The organism is Flavobacterium beibuense F44-8 (assembly GCF_000769915.1).
Lineage (GTDB): Bacteria > Bacteroidota > Bacteroidia > Flavobacteriales > Flavobacteriaceae > Flavobacterium > Flavobacterium beibuense.
The window spans coordinates 1-21,211 of the sequence record NZ_JRLV01000032.1 but is presented as its reverse complement, the minus strand read 5'-3'; the positions used below and the strand labels follow the sequence as shown (position 1 = coordinate 21,211).

Annotated in this window: 21 protein-coding genes; 12 read left to right on the top strand and 9 right to left on the bottom strand. The window is 38.1% G+C overall.

The features are described from left to right. Nucleotides 1-2 precede the first annotated feature (2 nt). Both Q763_RS17630 and Q763_RS16735 read right to left on the bottom strand, forming a co-directional pair. Nucleotides 3-449 carry a hypothetical protein gene (locus Q763_RS17630; protein WP_052123495.1) on the bottom strand — a complete coding sequence of 149 codons (447 nt, stop codon included), beginning with the start codon at nt 447-449 and terminating at the stop codon, nt 3-5. Nucleotides 450-494: 45 nt separating this feature from the next. Beyond that, nucleotides 495-893 carry a hypothetical protein gene (locus Q763_RS16735; RefSeq protein WP_035136198.1) on the bottom strand — a complete coding sequence of 133 codons (399 nt, stop codon included), beginning with the start codon at nt 891-893 and terminating at the stop codon, nt 495-497. Nucleotides 894-1,436: 543 nt separating this feature from the next. Here Q763_RS16735 and Q763_RS16725 point away from each other — a divergent pair. The 10 genes from Q763_RS16725 (at nt 1,437) to Q763_RS16680 (ending at nt 13,012) form a co-directional block, all read left to right on the top strand. Further along, complete coding sequence (locus Q763_RS16725; protein WP_035136196.1) at nt 1,437-2,462, top strand: head maturation protease, ClpP-related; 1,026 nt, start codon at nt 1,437-1,439, stop codon at nt 2,460-2,462. After that, a complete protein-coding gene (locus Q763_RS16720) occupies nt 2,462-3,520 on the top strand; it encodes a hypothetical protein (RefSeq protein ID WP_035136195.1) in 1,059 nt (352 codons plus the stop codon). The genes Q763_RS16725 and Q763_RS16720 overlap by 1 nt, the downstream gene beginning before the upstream one ends. A 386-nt stretch (nt 3,521-3,906) precedes the next feature. Continuing rightward, nucleotides 3,907-4,506: a hypothetical protein gene (locus Q763_RS16715; RefSeq protein ID WP_035136194.1), complete on the top strand. Its 600-nt coding sequence runs from the start codon at nt 3,907-3,909 to the stop codon at nt 4,504-4,506. Beyond that, complete coding sequence (locus Q763_RS16710) at nt 4,506-4,922, top strand: hypothetical protein (protein WP_035136193.1); 417 nt, start codon at nt 4,506-4,508, stop codon at nt 4,920-4,922. Before Q763_RS16715 ends, Q763_RS16710 begins: the two co-directional genes overlap by 1 nt. Continuing rightward, complete coding sequence (locus Q763_RS16705; RefSeq protein ID WP_035136192.1) at nt 4,922-6,079, top strand: hypothetical protein; 1,158 nt, start codon at nt 4,922-4,924, stop codon at nt 6,077-6,079. The genes Q763_RS16710 and Q763_RS16705 overlap by 1 nt, the downstream gene beginning before the upstream one ends. Beyond that, entirely contained in the window at nt 6,054-6,551 is a 498-nt protein-coding gene (locus Q763_RS16700) for a DUF6712 family protein (RefSeq protein ID WP_035136191.1), read from the top strand. Before Q763_RS16705 ends, Q763_RS16700 begins: the two co-directional genes overlap by 26 nt. A 3-nt stretch (nt 6,552-6,554) precedes the next feature. Next, nucleotides 6,555-11,498, top strand: a complete 4,944-nt coding sequence (locus Q763_RS16695) for a pyocin knob domain-containing protein (RefSeq protein ID WP_035136190.1) — start codon at nt 6,555-6,557, stop codon at nt 11,496-11,498. Nucleotides 11,499-11,531: 33 nt separating this feature from the next. Next, nucleotides 11,532-11,999 carry a hypothetical protein gene (locus Q763_RS16690; RefSeq protein WP_035136189.1) on the top strand — a complete coding sequence of 156 codons (468 nt, stop codon included), beginning with the start codon at nt 11,532-11,534 and terminating at the stop codon, nt 11,997-11,999. Nucleotides 12,000-12,002: 3 nt separating this feature from the next. Then, complete coding sequence (locus Q763_RS16685; protein WP_035136188.1) at nt 12,003-12,377, top strand: YcbK family protein; 375 nt, start codon at nt 12,003-12,005, stop codon at nt 12,375-12,377. Then, nucleotides 12,371-13,012: a DUF6549 family protein gene (locus Q763_RS16680; protein ID WP_035136186.1), complete on the top strand. Its 642-nt coding sequence runs from the start codon at nt 12,371-12,373 to the stop codon at nt 13,010-13,012. Before Q763_RS16685 ends, Q763_RS16680 begins: the two co-directional genes overlap by 7 nt. A gap of 7 nt (nt 13,013-13,019) precedes the next feature. On the opposite strand, the gene Q763_RS16675 is transcribed toward Q763_RS16680, so the two are convergent. The 5 genes from Q763_RS16675 to Q763_RS16655 all read right to left on the bottom strand — a co-directional run bounded on the left by Q763_RS16675 (nt 13,020) and on the right by Q763_RS16655 (nt 15,997). Further along, nucleotides 13,020-13,718 (bottom strand): hypothetical protein, encoded by a 699-nt coding sequence (locus Q763_RS16675; RefSeq protein ID WP_157499510.1) that lies wholly within the window; start codon nt 13,716-13,718, stop codon nt 13,020-13,022. A 6-nt stretch (nt 13,719-13,724) separates the two neighbouring features. Further along, nucleotides 13,725-14,294, bottom strand: a complete 570-nt coding sequence (locus Q763_RS16670; protein ID WP_035136184.1) for a hypothetical protein — start codon at nt 14,292-14,294, stop codon at nt 13,725-13,727. 182 nt (nt 14,295-14,476) lie between these two features. Beyond that, complete coding sequence (locus Q763_RS16665; RefSeq protein ID WP_035136183.1) at nt 14,477-14,752, bottom strand: hypothetical protein; 276 nt, start codon at nt 14,750-14,752, stop codon at nt 14,477-14,479. 172 nt (nt 14,753-14,924) lie between these two features. Beyond that, nucleotides 14,925-15,440, bottom strand: a complete 516-nt coding sequence (locus tag Q763_RS16660; protein WP_035136182.1) for a lipocalin-like domain-containing protein — start codon at nt 15,438-15,440, stop codon at nt 14,925-14,927. 86 nt (nt 15,441-15,526) lie between these two features. Continuing rightward, nucleotides 15,527-15,997 carry a lipocalin-like domain-containing protein gene (locus Q763_RS16655; RefSeq protein WP_035136181.1) on the bottom strand — a complete coding sequence of 157 codons (471 nt, stop codon included), beginning with the start codon at nt 15,995-15,997 and terminating at the stop codon, nt 15,527-15,529. A 213-nt stretch (nt 15,998-16,210) separates the two neighbouring features. Here Q763_RS16655 and Q763_RS16650 point away from each other — a divergent pair, with 213 nt between their 5' ends. Continuing rightward, entirely contained in the window at nt 16,211-17,143 is a 933-nt protein-coding gene (locus Q763_RS16650; protein ID WP_035136180.1) for a hypothetical protein, read from the top strand. A gap of 516 nt (nt 17,144-17,659) precedes the next feature. Next, nucleotides 17,660-18,538 (top strand): hypothetical protein, encoded by an 879-nt coding sequence (locus Q763_RS16645; protein WP_035136179.1) that lies wholly within the window; start codon nt 17,660-17,662, stop codon nt 18,536-18,538. Nucleotides 18,539-18,619: 81 nt separating this feature from the next. Here the strand turns inward: Q763_RS16645 and Q763_RS16640 are convergent, their stop codons facing one another. Together Q763_RS16640 and Q763_RS16635 are read right to left on the bottom strand one after the other, a co-directional pair. Then, nucleotides 18,620-20,044, bottom strand: a complete 1,425-nt coding sequence (locus Q763_RS16640) for a hypothetical protein (RefSeq protein ID WP_035136177.1) — start codon at nt 20,042-20,044, stop codon at nt 18,620-18,622. A gap of 385 nt (nt 20,045-20,429) precedes the next feature. After that, nucleotides 20,430-20,927: a hypothetical protein gene (locus tag Q763_RS16635; protein WP_157499508.1), complete on the bottom strand. Its 498-nt coding sequence runs from the start codon at nt 20,925-20,927 to the stop codon at nt 20,430-20,432. Between the last annotated feature and the right edge of the window lie 284 nt (nt 20,928-21,211).

Genomic DNA, 21,211 nt, shown 5'->3' with positions numbered 1-21,211 from the left:
AATTAACTTTTATCACTGTCATCAAAAATACCGAGTATAACATCAAGCAACCATTGGGTTTTACCCGGGTCCTGTATCGCCTTATAGGTTTGTTGTTGTAGCGAAATATAATCTACCGTTCCGTTTTCAATAGTAACCAAAAACGGAAAACTCCCCTTAAGGCTGTTAATCTCATATAACATAGTAGAGATATTTGCTCGCTTATAATTAAGTGATATTGGCTTTCGGTTCTCTACCCATACAACCTCAACCTCCTCAGGCAGTATTGGCAATACATGGGTTTCAATAAAAGCTTTGGTTACAAGCCTGTCGTTATAGCAAAAAAACTTTTTGCCTTCGTTTTGGGTAATAAACTTTTTGTATGACTTCTGCCTTGTATAATAACGTAGTAATATAAAAGCCAAAAGGATTGATACAGAAATCAATAAAACATCTGTAAAAAAAGGCATAAACTAAGGTGTGTTTGTTGGTTAATCAAATATAGATAAATAATTTTACCATTCAATAATATCAGTGTAGGGCTTGTTTATATAATTAGGAAAATCATATAGTTTTGAAAAGGTTTTACCTAGCAAATTAAACTCCCATACGGCAGCCTTATCACTCCATGGGTCGGTTAGCAGGTTTACGGTATTTTTACCAACAATCCTTATAGCAAAAACATCACTAAGTCGGGCATCTTGTATAATTTCTGTTTTTTTAGGTGTCCAAATTATAAGACTGCTTCCGGCAGCAATAGCCCAGTCATCATCATCACTTATAACACCACATAAAACATCACCATATATATCACCTAAATGCACTGTCTTTCCCTTCTCTAAAAAACTAAGGTAAACGGTTTCATAAAGATACTTTAACTCCAGCCTTGTGGTTTTATAAAGTATTTTGTGCATTATTCTTGTTTTTCCTTATCAATAAATTTTATACCAATATTATTAGGGTAGAATAAAGGCAGGAGTATAAATCCTAAAAATATAACTATTAAAATTATATTAGTCCATACATAAACATATTGATTTAGAAAAGTCCTTAAAGTATCCAATCCAAAAAAAATGGTAAAAAAGGCCCACCAATAGAACCTGAAGCGGTTAATGATTTTCATTATTAGATAAGTTGTGGTTTGTAAGTCTCCAAATATAAAAACATTTCACTGAAAAAACCGCTTCAGTAAAACACTAAAAACCCGTCGTATCTTTGTACTGTGAAAATGAGATAACAAATACTTCTTATTATTTAAAGATTAAAACATTTAAGATTTAAAGATTCCACCCTTACACAATCACCAATCTTTATTCAATATTTTAATCTTTTCAATTTTCAATTCCCTCCCCACTGATTACTGAACACTCCATTCTCAGTCTATCATCTATTATCTATTATCTCTCTTCTCAATACTCACTTCTCAATACTTAATACTTAATTCTCAACATTATGAAATGACAGGAAACATTTACATCTCCGGCCAGATAGGCTCCTTTGACGGAACCCCCGGCATAGAGCTTATAGACGTTGTAAGCCAGGTAAAAAAACAACCCAAAGCCACTGCTTTTAACGTACACATCAATTCGGAGGGCGGACTCGTAGATGTGGGTTTCGACATCTACCACTACCTCAAATCGCTGGGCAGGCCCATAACCACCATAGGCAGCGGTATAGTAGCCAGTATAGCCACCGTAATATTCATGGCAGGCAGCAAAAGGCTCATTCGTGAAAACACCCCTTTCATGATTCACCTGCCCTGGGGCGGCTCCATGGGAACGGCAGACGAACTCTCAAAATTTGCCACACAGTTAAAAAGCATCGAGAAAAAACTCGTTGGTTTTTACAAAAACACCCTAAACATACAAGAGCAGGCCATACTCCCCCTCCTTAAAAACGAAACATGGCTTACCGCTACACAATTAACTGATTTAGGTTTTACCACCTCGCAGCAGGTAGCCATAGCTGCAAAAGCATATTTAAAACCCAATACTATGACCAAATTTACCGAGAAAGACAGGCACTGGATGGAAAGCCTGTTTACAAAAGTGCTGGCTAAATTTAAGCACAGCCACATGTTTAACAAAGTGGTGCAGGATGCCACCGGAACCGAAATTGATTTTACCGATCTGGAAGACGACGCCGTAATCGAAATTGGACAAATGGCAACTGTAGACGGCCTTCCGGCAGATGGCGAGTTTACAATGCCCGACGGATTTACCTACATTTTTACAGAAGGTGAACTAACCGAAATTATTGAACCCGAAGAAGATGCCCCGGCTGAAGAAGCCGCTGCACTAAGGGCAGAAAACAAAAGGCTTAAAAAACAGCTTAACGTTATTAAAGGTGAGGTAATGGCGCTTAAAAGGCAGGTTACCAGTAACTATAGCCTTGACGGAAAAAGGGCAGCTTACAAAAGGCCTGCCGAAAACGACAAATTAGCCGGAATGAAAGAATACTTGAGATCTAAAAAAGTACGATAATGGCATTAGTAAATGCAGACAACCTTACACTAAACCCTCGTGAGGCCGAAACGGTAAGCGGGGTGATTTTCAGCAGAGTCTATAACGATTCAGATCTGCAGGAATTCCACGATATTGAAACCGGAATCGATGTAAGTACACAAATTGCCTTTGCTGGACGATTAGGACTACTGGGTAAAAAAGCCGTAGGATGTACGCCAAACGAGGCAGGTGGTTTTGAATTAACCGAAAAATACTGGACTCCGGTACTGGAAGATTTCCGCCTTTCTCACTGTCAGGCAGATATGCCGGCCCTTTTAAAGCTGTTCAAAAAGTCAAAACGCATTAACCCTGATTTCTTTGATGCTGTAGGTACCGAAGAGTTTGGTGTAATCATCTCGGCAGTAGAGAGTGCCATGCTAGAAAACATGCACCGCAAAATATGGTTTAACGACACCACTGCAGAAACTGTAGATAATAACGGTGTGTTTACTAACGGAACCGACCTTGATTACTTTAACTCGTTTGACGGACTGTTTAAACAAATTTTTGCCGAAGTACCTACCACAGCGGCAAACTATGTAAGCATAGATAAAAACGCAGGTGTTGACTATGCCTCTCAGGCTCTTGCCGAAGATGCAGCTTTAGACATCTTTGAAAAAATGGTAACCGCCGCTGATGAGCGCCTTGTATCTGCAGATGATGCCTACATCCTTGCAACACGTTCCCTGGCCGATAACTATCGTGCTACACTAAGGAAAAAGAACTTAGGTTCAGGCTTCCTTGAAGTGGTGGAAGAAGGTCGTCCGCGTCTGTTCTTCGACGGTATCGAGGTAAAAGTACGTTACGACTGGGACAGGTACATTAAAACCTACCAGGATAACGGCACCATCCATAACCTTCCGCACAGGGCAGTATTCACAACAAAATCAAACATCCCTATTGGTACACTAAGCGACGAAGACCTTTCTAAACTGGATGTGTTTTACGACAAAACCCTTAAAACAAACATCATGGATGCTGCCAATACTATAGATGCCAAACACCTTGAAAGCTACATGACAGTAGCAGCTTACTAATCATAAAGCTTCATAATAAAAGTTAAGTGAAGTAACGGCATAAGACTCTGTGGCGTAAAGAAAATTATAAATAAGGCGTTAAAAAGCATTCGCTGTTTGAGCCAAAGGCGAGTTCGAATGGTTTAGCCGAATGAAATAATTTTTAGCCTAAGGAGTCAAAGCCTTGACCTTTTCCTTCTTTTGTGTCAAGACAAAAGAAGAATACTAAACTTTTATACTTCTAAAAAAACTACAAAAAAAGCCTTTGCCATCACCGCGCCCGCCCGGCATTCCTTACTACATTGTGTGAATTGTGCATTGCCTTTTATTTCTCTATAGAGAAAATCTCTTCTCTATCATCTTACATCTGCAATAATTCAATCTTTAAATCTTAAAACAAAAAACATATGCCAATAGATTGCACAGGAAACCTAACAGCCGATATTGTATTTGACTGCGCTAATGCACCGGTAGCAGGTATCGAACAAAATGTTGTACTTATCAAAAAAGAAGATATTGATTATATCAATACAGCAACAAGTACTGACAGTAGGGTCGTAATTGACAACCTTCAGCTAAAAGCGGGTACTACGGGTTACCTTTTAACCGGAGTAAAACAATCCAACGGAAAAGCGTGGGAACTGGTTAAAAAAGAAAACGCACCCGATAAGTTTAAACACACCTTTAGCGGCGTGATATTTAACCCAACTGCTTCAAATAAAGAACAGGCTAATCAACTTGCTATGGGAGCTAAATATGTAGTAGTTATTGAGCAGGTATGGAAAGGCGAAGCTAATAAGGATGCCTTTGAAATACTTGGATTAACATCGGGCCTTGAACTGTCTACCATGACAAACAACTCTAAAGAGAACGACAACATGATTATGTTTGAATTAGCCTCTGTAGACGGCTATGAAGAAGTAACCATGCCACAAACACTTCTTGATGTTGACTATGCTGCTACTAAAACAGCATTTAATAATAAGTTCGCTCAGGCAGCAGGATAATGGATTTTACCCAAATGGATATCAGCACCATCGCCCGTTCAGTAACGGGTGATGGTGTGCGGTATCTCCGCCTTTTTCTGGAAGAGTATACCTCAATATTTAACGAAAGGGTAAACCCCTCCTGCCCTAAATGTTTAACCGCTTACTTAGAGAAGTACAAAAACCATTTTAAAAGCATGGAAAACACCACACCATACAGGCTGCATGCCAAATATGAAAACATTCCGCTGGAGTTTGGATCTCCCATACTGGTAAACAATGCCAATATCACTACAGAATATGCCAAAAAACTGTTACAGCATAAAAATGGCAAGCGCTATTTTGCCCATATCCCGCAGGAAGTAACCCAAGAGCCGGCAGAAAAGCAAAAACCAAAGCGCAAACCAAGAAAAAACAATAACCAAAATAAAGCATAATGAGAACCCTGTTAATAGACGTATGGAAAAGGCTCACCCCGTGGAGTAAGTCGGCCGACGTATACGCCAACGATACTGATAATGCCTATCCTGAACGCATGGACAGGCTCATAAACAACAGTGTAACGTCAAAATCGGCAGCAGCCATAATGGTACAATACCTTATAGGTAAAGGCTACGGGGAGCAAAACGATACCATTATTGTAAACAAAAGCAAAAACACTAAACTTATTGATTTTGCCTGCGATGTTGCCGAAGCACTGGTAAAACAACGCGGGGTGTATATCCATATTAACTGGAACGCCCTTTATCAAATTGCCGATTTTAGCATTATTCCTTACGAATGGTGCAGATTAGGCAAAGCCGATAGTAACGATTATCACGGTAAAATTGCCGTTTGTAAAGAGTGGTTAAAACCTAAAAAAACCGACATCCAGCTTATAGATGTATACAATCCTGATAAAAGGGTTATTGATGCACAGGTTGAAAAAGCAGGCGGATGGGACAAATACAAAGGCCAGGTACTTTACATTAGTATGGATACCGGGCTTATTTATCCTCTTTCCCGTATTGATAGTGTGGCTAACGATTGTGATAGCGAGGCACAGGCATCGGTATACAAAAACAGGCTGCTGCGCAAAGGCTTTTTCGGGAATACACTGGTAGTTACCCGTCCGCTTATTGGCGATGGTCTCGAACCTGGTAGTAAAGCTCTTATAGAAGCCGAAAGTGAAAGGGAAAAATTTCAACAGGCCATAAAAGACAGTCTAGGTGCCGAAAGTACCGGCGGAGTTTTATGCCTTGAAATGGATTTTGCCGGAGAAAAACTGGACGATGCCATCCTGATAAAACAAATTGAAAGCAAAATAGACGACAAGCTGTTTAATTATACCGAAACCAGTGTACGCGAAAATATATTAGTAGCCTTTAACAATCTCCCGGCCGGACTTATAAAAACCAACGAAACCTCGTTGTTTGGCAATTCCGGCGAAGCCATAAGGGAAATGAAACGCACCTACTGGGAAAACACAACAAAAGAGCGCAACCTGCTTACCTCCATAATTAACCAACTGCTACAAAAATCGCAGGACTATCCAAGCCTTAAAGTTGAACCTCAAAAACTGATAGACGATGCAGCTGTTAATAACCCGAAGTGATATAGCCCAATACAGGCAGATATCCAAAACCCCAAATACCGATAAACTGAATGAAATGATACTGGATGCCCAAATTCAGGATCTGGCTCCGCTTTTAGGTGAAAAACTCTATAACAGGATAATTTCCAACCCTCAGGATTATACCGAATTAATGGATGGCGGCAATTATAATTACAAAGGTGAAACCTATACCAATTACGGACTTAAAATGGTGCTCTCCTATTTTGCTTATGCCAGACACATAATGTTCTCTTCGGTTACAGATACGCCTTACTCAGTAGTAGAAAAGCTTAATGACAGCAGCCGTACGGCAGATGCATCGGCAAAAAAAGCCATATATACCCTTAACAGGGACAATGCCTTTAAAATTTGGGAAAATGTAAAAAACTATATGGTACGCACCTCTCATCCTGATTTTGACTGTAAAGGCAGCAGTACACCTCAACGACTACGATTTACTAAAATTGGATAAAACATGATTATAATAAACAGCGTAAGCAACACCCTGTTTTCTTTTAACGGGATAGAATATTTCAGAAACTACATATCGGTTGTTCGCGGTGAAAGGATAGAAATCTTTAACTGCTATGAGCGAGATGATGTGATGCTACCGTTAACCCATTACAGCGAGGTTAGCCTTAACGGAATAACCTACAGTAATGCTACCGATTTACAGTCGGTACTACAAACCGTAATCTATTCCAGAGCCACACTTGGCAGTGACGAAGTAGAAGTTGTAGAGCAAAACAATATAGGCAAGGTTATTTACCTTGATTATGTTAGCGGCAGTGATTTACTAACTCAGGTACTAGGAGATATAAACTCGCAAACCACACTTATTTCGGCTACAGACAATCCAGTATTCTTTACAGCATATAAGTCGGCTTCTACATCTTCGGTTGCCCAAAAACTGCGTTTTCAGTTTATGGGAGGAAAAGGAACCTGGGGGGCTGGCGGAACTGCTGTACTTCCCTCACATCTTTACCAGTTACCCCCCGAATCGTTACTGCCGGAAGATATTACTGCTAACAGTAAATCTAATGTTATATCTTTAGGACAGGTTACAAATGAACCCGAGTTCCTAACCAAGGCAAACAGTGCAGTAAGAGATCTTACCGATACATCAAAACTACACTACTTCAGTTATTCGCTTGATAGTGTTTTGTACTTAAAACGTTTTACGGGTCAGCCAGGCGAGTATGACGGAACGCAAACAGTGCTTACTAAAACCGACTTTAATGAGGCTACTAACAGTAATGTCCAACCCGGATTATACCTCCCTACCCTTAAGGATATTACTGCTGTTGACTCATTCACAGATTCCCCTATTACCATAACCGATAACGATACGGGAGACAATATTACCTTTTCAGGCAGTTCTATAAAACATACTTCGGTAAACGGTGATACTACCATCTTGGATTATCAGCCAAATACTGAAGATGTTACCTACAGTATACCGGCCAAAACTACGGATGATGTGTTTGCCATGCAAAGTGATGTTAATGGTATTACTATTGTTAGCAACCAGTCGTCCAGTGAACTATACCTAAAAAATGTAGACGGAACCACACTGGCAACCATTAACCTGGGGTTCCTTAATAATGAAGGAACTACGTTTTTTTACAATGAAACCAGTGAAAAACTGGAGTTAAAAAATGACGATGGTGAAGTGCTTAGTGAAGTACCTGTAAGTGCTTTTGTGGCTAACCTAATGCAATCGGTTAACTTTAACGGAGCAACACCACAAACACTTGAATTTAAAGATGCCGAAGGTAATGTGGTAGATTCAGTATCTTTTTCTATTTCCAATATACAAGGGCTGCAAAACGCTCTTAATGGTAAAATAAGTACTTCTCATCCTTCTAACAACATAACGTCGGATAATCTTGCTGACTGGCAAAAAGCATTTAACGATTATGTCTCAAGGAGAGAAAGCTCCCCTGTAGCACCAGAGGTATTTAGCGGTGATATGAACGTTATGAATAAGGGCACATACATGACCTATCTGTCAACCACAGCAACTAATAAGCCGTTTACACAAGTTAGCGGTTTGATTTCTGTTGGATCTGCAACAGTAGGTTTTCAAATATTAGGGTCAAGAACTGGTAATGAATTATGGTTTAGACCTGCAAACGGTTCTTATGGTTCATGGTATAGGCTTTGGAATTCTGGAGACTTTACTTTAACAGGAGAATTGGGAACGAGTGAGGATTTAAACACTTATACTGAAACTGGTATATATACTCAAAACTCTAATGTAGACGCTTCAGGGGGTACAAATTACCCAACACCTTATGCCGGAATATTAAAAGTATTCAGAAAAGGAGATTTTATTTGGCAGACATATCACTCTTATTCTTTACAAAATGAAGTTTTTCATAGAGGAAGAAACTCAAGCGGAAGTTGGGTTTCTTGGGTCAGGTCTTGGGATACTAGTGATTTTTCACAAAGCAATATAATAAACTGGAATACAGCTTTTGGTTGGGGAGATTTCAGGGATTATGGTTTAGGAACAGATTGTAAAATAAGTTCTAATTGGGATAGTATAACACAATCAGGCTTTTATAGAAATGGAGACAGTAGTACTGTTGGTATTCCATTAGCTGTAGGAAGTATCGCTATGCTACATATGGAAGTAAACGGTAATGCAATACAAATGGCTTTTAGAAGTGGAGGTTCAAACTATTATATTAGAAGACGTACGACAAGTACATGGAGTTCCTGGGACTCTGTCTTAACATCAAGTAATATAAGTACTTCGGATACAACAAACTGGAATACAGCATACAACAGAGGTGATTTCAGAGATTATGGTCTGGGAGAATCTATATTACCAGTTACAGATTTAACCTCCTCAAATGCTAATGTAAATAGGTTCTTTAGGTTTTTATCAAGTGCTAACGGTTCTGGCGGTTTCGCTGGTGGAGCAATATCAATGAAATATGATAACGCTCCTTCTACGGCTTTTCTTGGTGCAAATGGAAGCTATGCGTTTGTAGGCTACAAGTCAGGGGCTAATGCAACTCCTCAATTTTACAAACTTTGGGATACTAGAAACTTTAGTCAAGCTGATGTTAATAATTGGAACACAGCATACAACAGAGGTGATTTCAAAGATTATGGTCTGGGTAGCGGCCTAGCTTCAAATACAGCTTTAGCAGATGATATCCTTTCTTTTAATTCAACTGGTATTTTTAGGGTCTCTTCAACAGCTACTAATCTACCTGAAGTAGTCAACGGCTTTATATACAGAATGTACAGGGGAGGAAGTAATGCTTATGTAGTATTTTATTCTGATTCCGGTAAGATATTCAAAAATGTTAAGGATGGTAGTTCATGGAGTGGTTGGGAAAGAATCTTGAGTAGTGGAGATATTACTATTGACAGTTCTATTGGTGATGCACAAGACCTGAATAATTTTATAAAAACAGGTAATTATAGTCAAACATTAAACGCTCAGGCAGCAACCGGATTAAATTATCCTGTTCCTTATGCCGGTATGTTAGAGGTATTTTCTAATAATATTACATCGGGAGGAGGAATTAAGGTTTATCAAAAATATCATTCGTATAACAATGAACTATACATAAGAGGAAATAGTGCAGGTATTTGGAGTTCCTGGTCTAAAATAACAAAAAGTTCGGATTTATCAGGTTATCTGGCTAATTCAGGTGGCACAATGACTGGGGCTATAAAATATGGTAGTCCTACTTCTAATCAAACCTCATTTATAGGTACTCAGTTAGCAGGAACAGAAATAGGCTATACTGCATGGATGCTTCAAAACTTGGATTATGACTCTTCAAATCAAAAATTCACAAAACCAAGAGCAAGTTTATTATCATTAGCGTTGGCGTTGGGAACAGGAGATAAAGCACTTAGATTAATGTATGCGCCGAATGCCGTTTCAAACGGTGATGATGCAGACTTAAACACTGTTTTTTCTGTTGATTCCCAAGGCCGAATTATAACTCAAGAACATGGAACTTCTGAGCAATGGAATGAAGTTTATAATGATAAAGACAAATTCCTGAGAAACCAAGCTGATGGAACACCCGGCAGTTTACTGGGTGGTGCATCGTTGACAGATTTAAATAATATTCTTACAGGAATTGCATGGGTTAGTAATACCATATCAAACCTTCCTTCAGGGCAGGCTTTCCATATAATATCATTAGCTGGTACTGACAGCTATCAATCTCAATTGGCTTTAAGAAGTAGTAATTTCTATTTAAGAAGCAAAGAAGCCGGTTCATGGCAATCATGGAAGAGAATTTGGCATTCAGGTGATTTTTCTCAAACAAATATTGATAATTGGAATGCTTCATGGAGTAATAAAAAAATTGACGCAATATATGTTAATGGTGGTGATGGCACTGATGCGAATATAGAGTTTTCAGGCGCTGGTGGTCATAAATTTAGTTATGGATCTGGTACTTGGTTAGCAAATAGGGCTTGGAGTGCATATGGTGGTCTTATAACATTTAAACGAAATGATATTAATGCACATGGTTTACAATTTCAATATGATGTTGGTCATTTAAACCCAATTGGCGGTAGATTAGCCTTTAGAACTGCTGGAGACACAATTAAACCTTGGAAAACAATTTGGAATGATAGCGATTTCACTCAATCAAATATTGATAATTGGAACACAGCTTATAACAGAGGGGATTATAAAGATTATGGATTAGGTGTAACAGTACCTATAACTTATCCATCGACAGACTTAAATGACATCTCTGTACCAAATGGCACATATGCAGTTGTCGAAGCTTCAGTTTCAAATATACCAATAACTAATTCAGGGACCATAACCGTTGAAAGATATTCTACATATATAACACAAAAATATCAGGCGGTAAATGCTGGAGATGTTGTTAGAATGTTTATCAGGCATTACAAAGCTGGTGCTGCATCATGGACACCATGGAGGGAAATATGGACGGATGAAAACTTCTCTCCGGATGACAAAGCTGAAGTTAGTGATACCCTATCTTTTAAAGGAATTATCCCTTCAAATGATGACATTAATAACTATACTGTAAATGGTTTCTATTCTACCGAAAGTTCTACTACTGCAAACTTACCGGTTGAAGATAAAGGTATTTTAACTGTAGCCAGCAACGGTAATGATCATTCTCAAACCTATACCAATTACAATTCAAATGAGTTTTATTTCCGTACTTCAAACCCTTCGGGAGGGGCTTGGAACTCATGGGAAAGAGTGGCTAAATCATCCGAGAGAGTTATAAATGATACTTTAACCACTCCTCCTTCTGCAGCATCATTAAATGCACTATACGCTTCTGAAAAACCAACTTTTACCGTGATAGCTCCAAATGTAGAAAAAGGAAATATGTATGTGAAAACAAATGACGGTTGGCTGGTATTTACTGGTAATACGGTATTCTAAATACTTGTAAAGATTTCATCAAATCTTATCATTGTGGAAAAAATATGGATTGCTTTGTCAACCATTATAGCGGGAGTACTTTCCTGTTATACCGATCTTAATCTGGCACTTATTTTGTTTGCCATAGCCACTACTCTTGATACTGCTACTGCAATACACGCACAGGCTACAATTAAAGGCCTTAGGTTTAATCCCGCAAAAGGTTATTTCTGGAAAGAAATATCGAGTACAGGACTACGAAACTGGATGAAAAAAATTCTGTGGGAATATGGCATTTACCTCATTATGGCTTTTGCTATTGATCAGTGTGTTCTTAAAAACATGATTTTATTTAAAGTACTTGGCAGGGAATTAACCCTGCCGGTACTTGCCGTATATCTTTTTTCTTTTATTGAAATGTGGAGCATAGGAGAAAATATTGAACGGGCAGGCGGAATCAATATTTTTAAACGAATATTATCGTTTATCCCCGAAAAATATCAAAAACTATTAAAACCCTAAGCTATGAAACTTACCCAAAACTTCTCGCTGGAAGAATTCAACTGTAAAGACGGTACAACTGTACCGGAAAAATACTACCCAAATGTTCTTCAAGTTGCCGAAAACCTCGAAGTACTTCGCGAATATCTACAACGCCCTATCATTATCTCCGGAAGCGGATATCGCACAAAAAAACACAATACTGAAGTTGGCGGAGCACCTAAAAGTCAGCATTTAACAGCATCTGCAGCCGATATTTCGGTAAATGGACTCTCTCCTATGCAAATTGCTGAGGCTATTGAAACCCTCATTGAAGAAGGAAAAATGAAGCAGGGAGGGATGGGTGTTTACCCTACTTTTGTTCATTATGATATTCGCGGAACTAAGGCTCGATGGTAAAAAATATAGCTCCTTATGCCTTAAGTATTTTATTACTCGTATTACTTACTGTTCAGTGCAATCATAATAGCAGGAATAAAAGTAATTACCTAAGTAATCTGGATGCCCTTACCGATACGGTTAGTTATTATAAAAATAAGGCTGGTACACAAACGGCTACCATCAAAACACTTCAGTTAAAAAACAATGAGCTCAACGACTATATTATTAGTAAAGATGAAGAATTAAAAGCAGTGACAAAAGAGTTCAGTTCTGTGCAATCTGTAGTGAAATACACAATGGTAGCCAAATTCGATACCATTTATATTCCATTGGAAAAACCTATTATTACCGAAAACAGGTTTAAAGTGAGCGGAGAGAAAAAAAACAAATGGTTTAGCCTTAATTACACCATTACAAATGACAGCCTTACTATTTCCCCTCTCCTAACCTATACCGATGCCAGTATTGTAACCGGAATAAAACGCAAATGGTTTATGGGAAAAGAAACTATTACTACCGATGTTACTTTTACAAATCCTAATATAACGGTTACCAATTTAAAATCGGTTACAGTTACGGTAAATAATCCCTGGTATAAAAAATGGTATGTATGGTTAGCTGCCGGAGTAACAGGAGGCTTATTACTAAAATAATTCCTAATTACTTTTTCAAGTATCTGGTATTAAAAAGGGTGCGCATTTTAAGAGTGCTTTCAGAATAATTGTCAGATACGTTAAGTACCTCATCTTTATCACTTGCTATAATATAAAAACGGTTTTCGTCTAAAACACCAAAGCCGTTTTTTAATCTGCACTTATGCTGTGCTACATAAAAAGCTACAGCTTTATTATGCCGTAATTCCTCAAGCTTATCATTTTGATCCAACCTTACTTTTATACTTTTGTTACAGCTTTTAAGTGATTCCTTATACGACTTTAAAAGAAGTTCATCGGTAATACCGGTATCACTATTTTCCAGTTTGTTTATTTCAAGGTTATCCTTATCAATTTCTTCCCTGTATTTTAAAATATCATTTTCATTAATAAGCAGGGTCATTTCGGCAAACTCCCCTACGGTTATCGTGTCCTGAATAATTGTAAGCATTGGCTGATAGCCCGATGAGTTTGTTATACTGTGACTTATATAATGGCTAATATTCTCTTCGAGCTTTTCCTCGTGAGTTTTCTCACAGGAAATACTGAAAAACGCAGATAGCAAAATATATAATGCACAACGTGTCATAAACAGGTAAAAGGTGTATTGATGGAGTTCCAAAAGTACACCCTTTTTATATCTAAAAAAAACAAAACCATGCTTTTGCATGGTTTTTCTGTTTATTATAACGGTATGTAAAATCATATCAGCTTAAAAAGTATAGCCAATTTTAAGTCCGCCACGCGGAGTCCATTCATCTACATACTTGTTATCAATATCGCCTTTACCTTTTACCTCAATTTTCCACATAATACCTATAAAAGGATCTATAGAGAAATCTCCGAATGTCATTTTAAATCCAACTTCGGGGCTAAAGAATGAGAAGTAACTATAGGTACCGTCAAACTTGCCGAACATTAAATCTTCATCAAACTTTATATTTCCGTAAGAAAGATAATTACCTGTATAAAGCCCTTCTAGTTTAGTACCTTTGTTATAATATTTTCGCCCTCCTATCTCTATAGCAAATCCCTGTCCGTCTACATCAAAAAGTCCAACATCATAATTCATAACTCCATAAGAGATATTCACAATCTGGGTGTTTTTGTAACCCCATTTAAGGCCTTCAAACTCAAATGAAAGTCCAAACTGTGATGGTTCTGAATACATGCCCCGGGCACTAATGGTAGTGATTTTGTTGTTCTTTTTGTCGCTGTTGTTATCCTGCGCAAAAATGATTGAAGAAGCCATAATGGCTGCAATAGTAAAAAACTTTTTCATGATGATTTGGTTTTAAGATTGATAATTGTTTATTGATTTAACACAACATTTCCCAAAATGATGCCAAAAATAAAAAACCTCAAAAACAAAACCATAAAACACTAATAAACAAACAATTAAATCATCTAAAAGAATTACTGTTATACTTTAACAACTATATTATTTAACTGATAAAACAAATTCTAATTCACTTTTCCGTAATCATCAACGCATTTTTTGGCATACTCTTTTGCAATGGCATTAATGCGGCGTTGCGCCTCTTTATCTTCGGCTAAATTGTTTTTATGAGTAAATATTTCCACTACCCTTTCAAATTCGGTTTGGATAAGACCAAAAAAATCTTCCAGCTTCCCGGCGCTGTGGTAATGGGTTTTATATTGCATAGACAGTTCGCCTATAGCATCTTCGCAGGCACAGTGAAACCTGCTTTCAAGTTCGGTATAATCAGGAGTACTCATAAATTTGTTGTTTGGTTGGGTTAAAGATAATTATTTTACTCCTTTTATTGCGCTAAAAAAAGGCTCTACACATATGCGCAGAGCCTTTTAAGGTCTATTGAGTTGGTTATTATACTTATTATTGCGCGCAATCTTAGTTTTTGCGCTGTTTTTTAGTTGGGTGCAGGGAACCTTAGTCCTCTACAATTGGATCTTCCTCTACAGGAATTTGTTTTTCAACCTGAACATCAAAATCTTCAAGCATACCGCTGTTACCTATGCCAAATCTCCATTCAAGTATAAAGCTTTCTTCCTCTTCGGTTTCAGGATCATCTTCCTGAATAACTACCATATGGGCTTTTTCCTGAATGTCTTCTTCTTCTTCATTAGCAAAGTAAAGCGTTAGTACATTACCTGTTTTGGTATACGTACCCGAGTTGTACGGTAGCTCTTCGCCACAGTTGTGTACTACGGTAAACGTGTTGTCTTCAAAAAAGGTAAACAGTACATCCTGTTCGGTTGGAGTTTCAAGTTCACATCCTAAAGGAAATTCTTCCCCCTGGTAAGATACTCCAATCGCTTTCCATTCTCCCAGTATGCTACCCGTGTAGGGGTTGTGCAAACCGTTGTCTACTGTCTCTACGTCATCGTCTGAAGTACAGGCTGCAAAAGCCAGTACCACAAACAATACGGCAACAATTTTTTTCATAGTTTTTAATTTTTACAGATACAGCAGCTAATCTATAAGAATGGTGTTAAACTATGTATTAACAATTTCTTAAAATTTAGATAATTTTATATTTTTTGTACTTCAAGCCTATATCCGCCAAGCATTCCCTCATTACCTATACCGAAAAAACGAAACGCTATAAAATCAGTATTTCCGCCTGCTTCATCAGTATGAACCATATGAGCTGTTTCCTGTAGCTCTCCGTTATTCATAACCAGTGTAAGCACATGCCCGTTAGTTGTATACGTACCTTCACTAAATAATATATCCTCATCACAGTTATGCTGTATGGTAAAAGTATTGTTTTCAAAAAAAGTAAAAAGCACATCCTGTTCGGGTTGTTGCGGCAGGTCACAGCCTACTTCAACATGGTCTCCGTCATATTCATATACAGCAACAGTTTTCCAGGTACCGGCTATCTCACCCGAAAAAAATTGTTGCACGCTATCCTGTGGAGAAGGATCTCCGCAATCGGACGAACACCCTATTGCAACTGCTGTTATACAGCATGCTGCTAGCAGTTTAAGTGAGTTCATAAATTAGTTTTGTTTAATTGTTTGTTTGTTAGATAAAGTTAAAGTTTCAAACTTTAAAAAAATCTTAAAAAAACTATCAAAATTATGCAGCATGGTTACAACATTGCGGGAAACACGTAAAACCACCTGTTTTTTTAAAACCCGTAAATCCTCCCTTATCCAAATGAGAGGCAATGACTTATTTTGAATATTCTGCACCTTAAATAAAACTAAATGAATAATCTAAAACTAAAAATTGCGAATACACCCTACTATAACAACGATAACCTGATACTGGAAGAAACTGAAACCGAGATTAACATTAGCCTGAAAAGTGGTGCAAATACTGTAACATTAACTCCTGTTGAGGCAGGACGCATTACAGGGATGCCCACCCCCATGATGGCATCATTAACATTTTGGTACAGCTTTGACACAAGTACATATACCATAACACTGTGCGGAAGTGACTATGCCAGTACCGACAGTACCTATATTACACTAAGCCCAAAAGGCACACAACAGTACCTTGACGTATATGCATACGGAGAATATAAAAGCGAAAAACATACCACTTTTGCTAACGATTCTCTACTTAAAGAACTACTTAAACAAACTGCTGTAAAAGCTAACGAGCTTATAATTAATACTGCTAAAAAACAGTATAATGTAATTGTACGCAGCCCTCAGCCGGGACTTCCTGATATTATAATGGAAGATTTAAGGGCGGTATACCGCAACGGGGTGTTTTTAGAGCTTCATGATCCCGAAAATGAATATGAAATTGGTGACAAAGTTTTTTCGGCGTCTGCTGTTTTTGGCGGACTGATAACTTTACGCCCGGATGCTAATTTTGCTAATATTACCAATGCTGCAACCGACCCAAAAATAAGTGGCTACCCCTGGATGCAGCTTTGGAATCACTACTATGGTGAAGCCAATGTTTGTGCTTCAAAACACTATAACTATGGCGAAGGTACGTTTAACTGCAGTAGTACCATTATTGGCGGTCATGTTATTTTAGGCAAACAACCTGGCGTTGTACCCCAAGGTAGTAACACGGTGTTCATTATACCTATTTGCCAAAGGCATAACAAAAACAACGATGTGTACATGTCGCCTGTTATGTATAACGAAGGTATTGTACTTCACAGCCATTATAATTAGATAGGAAAATCTTACGTAAAAACACCTGTTCATAAAAAACACGTAATAACACGCTGTTTCACGTTATAGCCCTTACTTATATTTGTCTTAATTATGGGCAATTAATGAGAAGTTCATAATAAATGTGTATTCTAGCTTATTAAAAACCCCTTGTTTGGTCGTAAGGGGTTTTTATTTTTTATTCCCTATTAATACTTTTTGTTGTTTAATAATAGATTAATCAGTAGGTTTTAAAAGCCCTTAGCAATGCTAAGGGCTTTTTTGTTATCTGTAAGATTGTACTCAGGTAATACTACGGGTTTTTAAAAAACAGGTGTTATCACGCAGTTTCAAACCAACAGCCAGGCGTAACTTTGAAAAACATTAAACAACTAAAATTCAATACATTAAAAATAGTACACGTGTATTCCCCCAAATGCATGCTTTGAAAATGGAACCTAACCATTTAAAAAAACAGGGGCGGAATCTGAAAAGCCAAAAGAGTAAGAAACTATAACCAACTAAAAAATTAATATCATGGCATGTAGAACTCCATCTGTAGAGAGAGTAGCAGACAAATCAGTTAATGCACAAAATCAACTCGACAAACTAACCGAATCGGTTAAAGCACAAAGAGGTACTCTTCTGAACGAATTTGAAACCAGAGTAGGTGAAAACCTTAAAAAAGCCCGTGTTAGTGACGGTACTCTTTTAGGTTCTAACGACTATATTAAAGTAGAATACAGTTATGAGTTTAGCTTGGACAAAATTGCCAGCGTAATTAAAGATACATTAAAGGCCATAGCGGTTAACAAAGATTCAAAAAGTTTTCAGGATGCCTTTAGCGATGAGGCTGTAGAGTCGTATACTGATTTGGTTAATTCGGTTTCCGAAGCTGCCAAGACAAAATCAACAGCTACAGCCAGCCTTTCTTTCTCCATGAACAGGCTTGCTCCCGGTATATATGCTTTTCTTTCGGCTACATCAGCCAGTTTACTGGAAGAGGAAACCTTTGGAAACGAATCTATCACCTCAACAATTATTTTCTATCAGCTTATTTATAGTATAGAAGATATGCAAAACCAAAAACAATTTGATGAGGCTGCCATAGATATACAAAACCTAATGAATATGAAACGTATACAGGCTTCATATACTGATATGCTTGCGAATGGTAAAATGGGTATTCAAGAATGGATGACAAGGGATGAAGAAGCAGAACTTGCTATACAACGCCTTTCAGCAAGGGTTGACAAGAGAGGATTTACCAACAGAACACGAGTGGCTTCAAGAGGTATGAGCGAAAATCAACGAATTGTTACCGCAGCCCTTGAAAGACTTAACAAAATGGGCGAAGTATACTACCCTGCTGTATCTATACTTGAAAACCGCTTAGAATTAAGCTACTTTAATTAGTATTTATATGTTTAGAAAAAAGCCCCTTAGATTACTCTAAGGGGCTTTTTAATTAACAAATGCAAGTACTGAAATACAATATTATTTTTCTATCCTGTTTGTTAAGCTGTAAGATATAGACAGGAAGAATGATGATTTTATTACCTTTTCGGTCACATCGCCCAGCGTTACGTTTGCCGTGTTGTAAACAGTGTCTACGGCATATTCGCCTTCTTTTAACCTGTCTACCTTAAGGAAACTAACACCGGCACTCAGCATAATTTTTTGGCTTTTGCCTAAAACAGCCGAAAGACCTGTATAAAAACTCACATCGGCATCATCTACAGCCTGGAAACCGGCTCCTACTCCCATCATACCTCCCCATGAAAAATCTTTACCCGACCTGCGGTAAAAATGCATCATGGCAGCAAGCCCCGGGCTCACAACGTTACCGTTATCTCTTTGTTTAAGGGTAGCCTCACCATCGGTACCGGTGTTCTCAAAGTAGTATTTTTCATCTTTGGCACCATCGCCGAAAGAGAACGTAGGCCCCACGCTAAAGTCGGCTTTCCATCCTCCTTTTACCGGAATATCAAAATCAAAAGTTTGCGGATTAAGATACGGACCTAAATTGTTTGTTCTGCTGGGAGTAATGGTTACATTATAATTTACAAAGTCGCCATCGCCCTGTACCGGCGGAGCAATTGCTGTAAAGTTTTTCTTGTTGCTTAACCCTAAGTGTAAAAATTCGGTTTCGCCATAAACAGATGATACGTTTTGGTCTTTAATAACCTTTAAGGTATTCGTTATTTCGTTCATTGCGTCCTGAATTTCCTGAGGAACACTACCGGCGTTTACAAGCATTTCTTCTAATTTCTGATAGGCATCCTGAACCTTGCCATAAGCATCGGTCATTGCGGCATAGTCTTTTGACGGATCTTTTGGGAGTACAGGCAAATTGGTTACCATTTGTGCATGAGAAAAATCCTGCTGTGCCAGCATAACCATTTTTACACGTGCCTGTTTAATAACTTCTAAGTCATTAGAAACCTTATCTGAAGCGGCAACAAACGCTTTAGAGGCCGCTTCAAAATTGTCTACTGAAGCACCTGACTCATCATTACCTGCAGTACCTTCAGCATTTATTGCTAATTTATTTGATAAATTATTTACTATATCCTGTTTTGCCGATGTTACCTTTTGAGCTTTAGCACCGGCATCGGCTACAGCCTCAGTAACCTCCGGAGTATCGCCTGTGGCCTGCAACTCATCACTTGGCAGCCTAAAGAGTGTTTGCAGCTCTGTAGGTACAGGGGTTTCCAGCTCAATACGTTTTCCTTCAATAATAACACTGTACAAAAACAGGTTAATATCTTTAATTTTAAAATTAGAGAACTCGCCATAAGGCACTACCATTGCCCCATTTTTAGTATCGGGTTCAATAGCGCCGTCTTTCCAGTTCATTTCCTGTGCACCTGCCATAAATGTAAACAGCAGTGACGGAATTAAGAGTAGTTTTTTTGTCATGGTGATTTGATTTGTTTGGTTTAAGCAAATTAATAAAATCCTGCTAAATGTTAAAATACCCAACATTAGGTATTTCAACACCAACGATTGATTTATATCTTGCAATTTACCTTTATTACAGGTTTATCCTACACGTATTTTTACCTGTTTGTATAAAACAAGTAGTATTTCGCAAGGTTAAAACAATAGAAATCAGTACCTTTGACATCAGGTTATAATCCCTCACAAGAGTGTAACCACACACGTACCGACTAAAGCTTATTAAGGATGATTTTGACACTAGCTTTTTTAATAAGCAAACCTAATTAGTAAATATACGTGTACACATAAAAACCCCTTATAATGGACTAAGGGGTTTTTTCTGTTTTATAAGGGGTATATGTTTTTACCAGGTTTTACCTTCGGGCATTTTGTCAAATAAATAGCTAAAGTACTGGTCGTAGTAGCTTAGCGAGCGTTCGTACCTGTCGCTGTCGCGCATTTCTCCGTCTTTTAGTATGTAGTTGTTAACGGGGTATATTACAATGCCATCAACAGGGTCATAACACTCCAGCTTAAAAACGGTTACCTTATACCTCCCCTCCTTAAACTCTATCATACCGGTACAGATTCCGCCCTCTGAAAGAAACGACGGATCGGGCAGGTTCCTGTAGCCATAGCGTTTAAAATCGTCGGGCGTGTAGGAAATACAAAAGTCGAGTACATCGTAATTAAAGTCCACATACTGGCATTTACCCGTGAGTTTTATCTGTTTCATCATCTCCTCGGGGGTTACCGTTCCCGGAAATACTTTTTCCCAAACCAGGTTGCTTTTTATGATGCTAAAATTATGCTGACCAAAACCCAGCAACGGAAACAATAGTAGTAACAGTAGTTTTTTCATACAGGTGCTTTTTAATTGGTTTTCAGGGAATACCAATCAAATAGTTTGCCAAGAAAAGATTGCTTCGTGCCTCGCAATAACAAATAGCTTTGTCCTTTTGTCTTGACACAAAAGAACCAAAAAGTCAGGCGAAAGACTCCTTTAGCTAAAAATTATGGCTCTCGGCTAAATCATCCGAACTCGGCTATCGCCTCAAACAGCGGATGCTTTTTTACACCTCGCTTATAATTTTTTTTACGCTACGGAGCCTAAGGCCGTTTGCTTACTCTTGTGCTAATACTCCT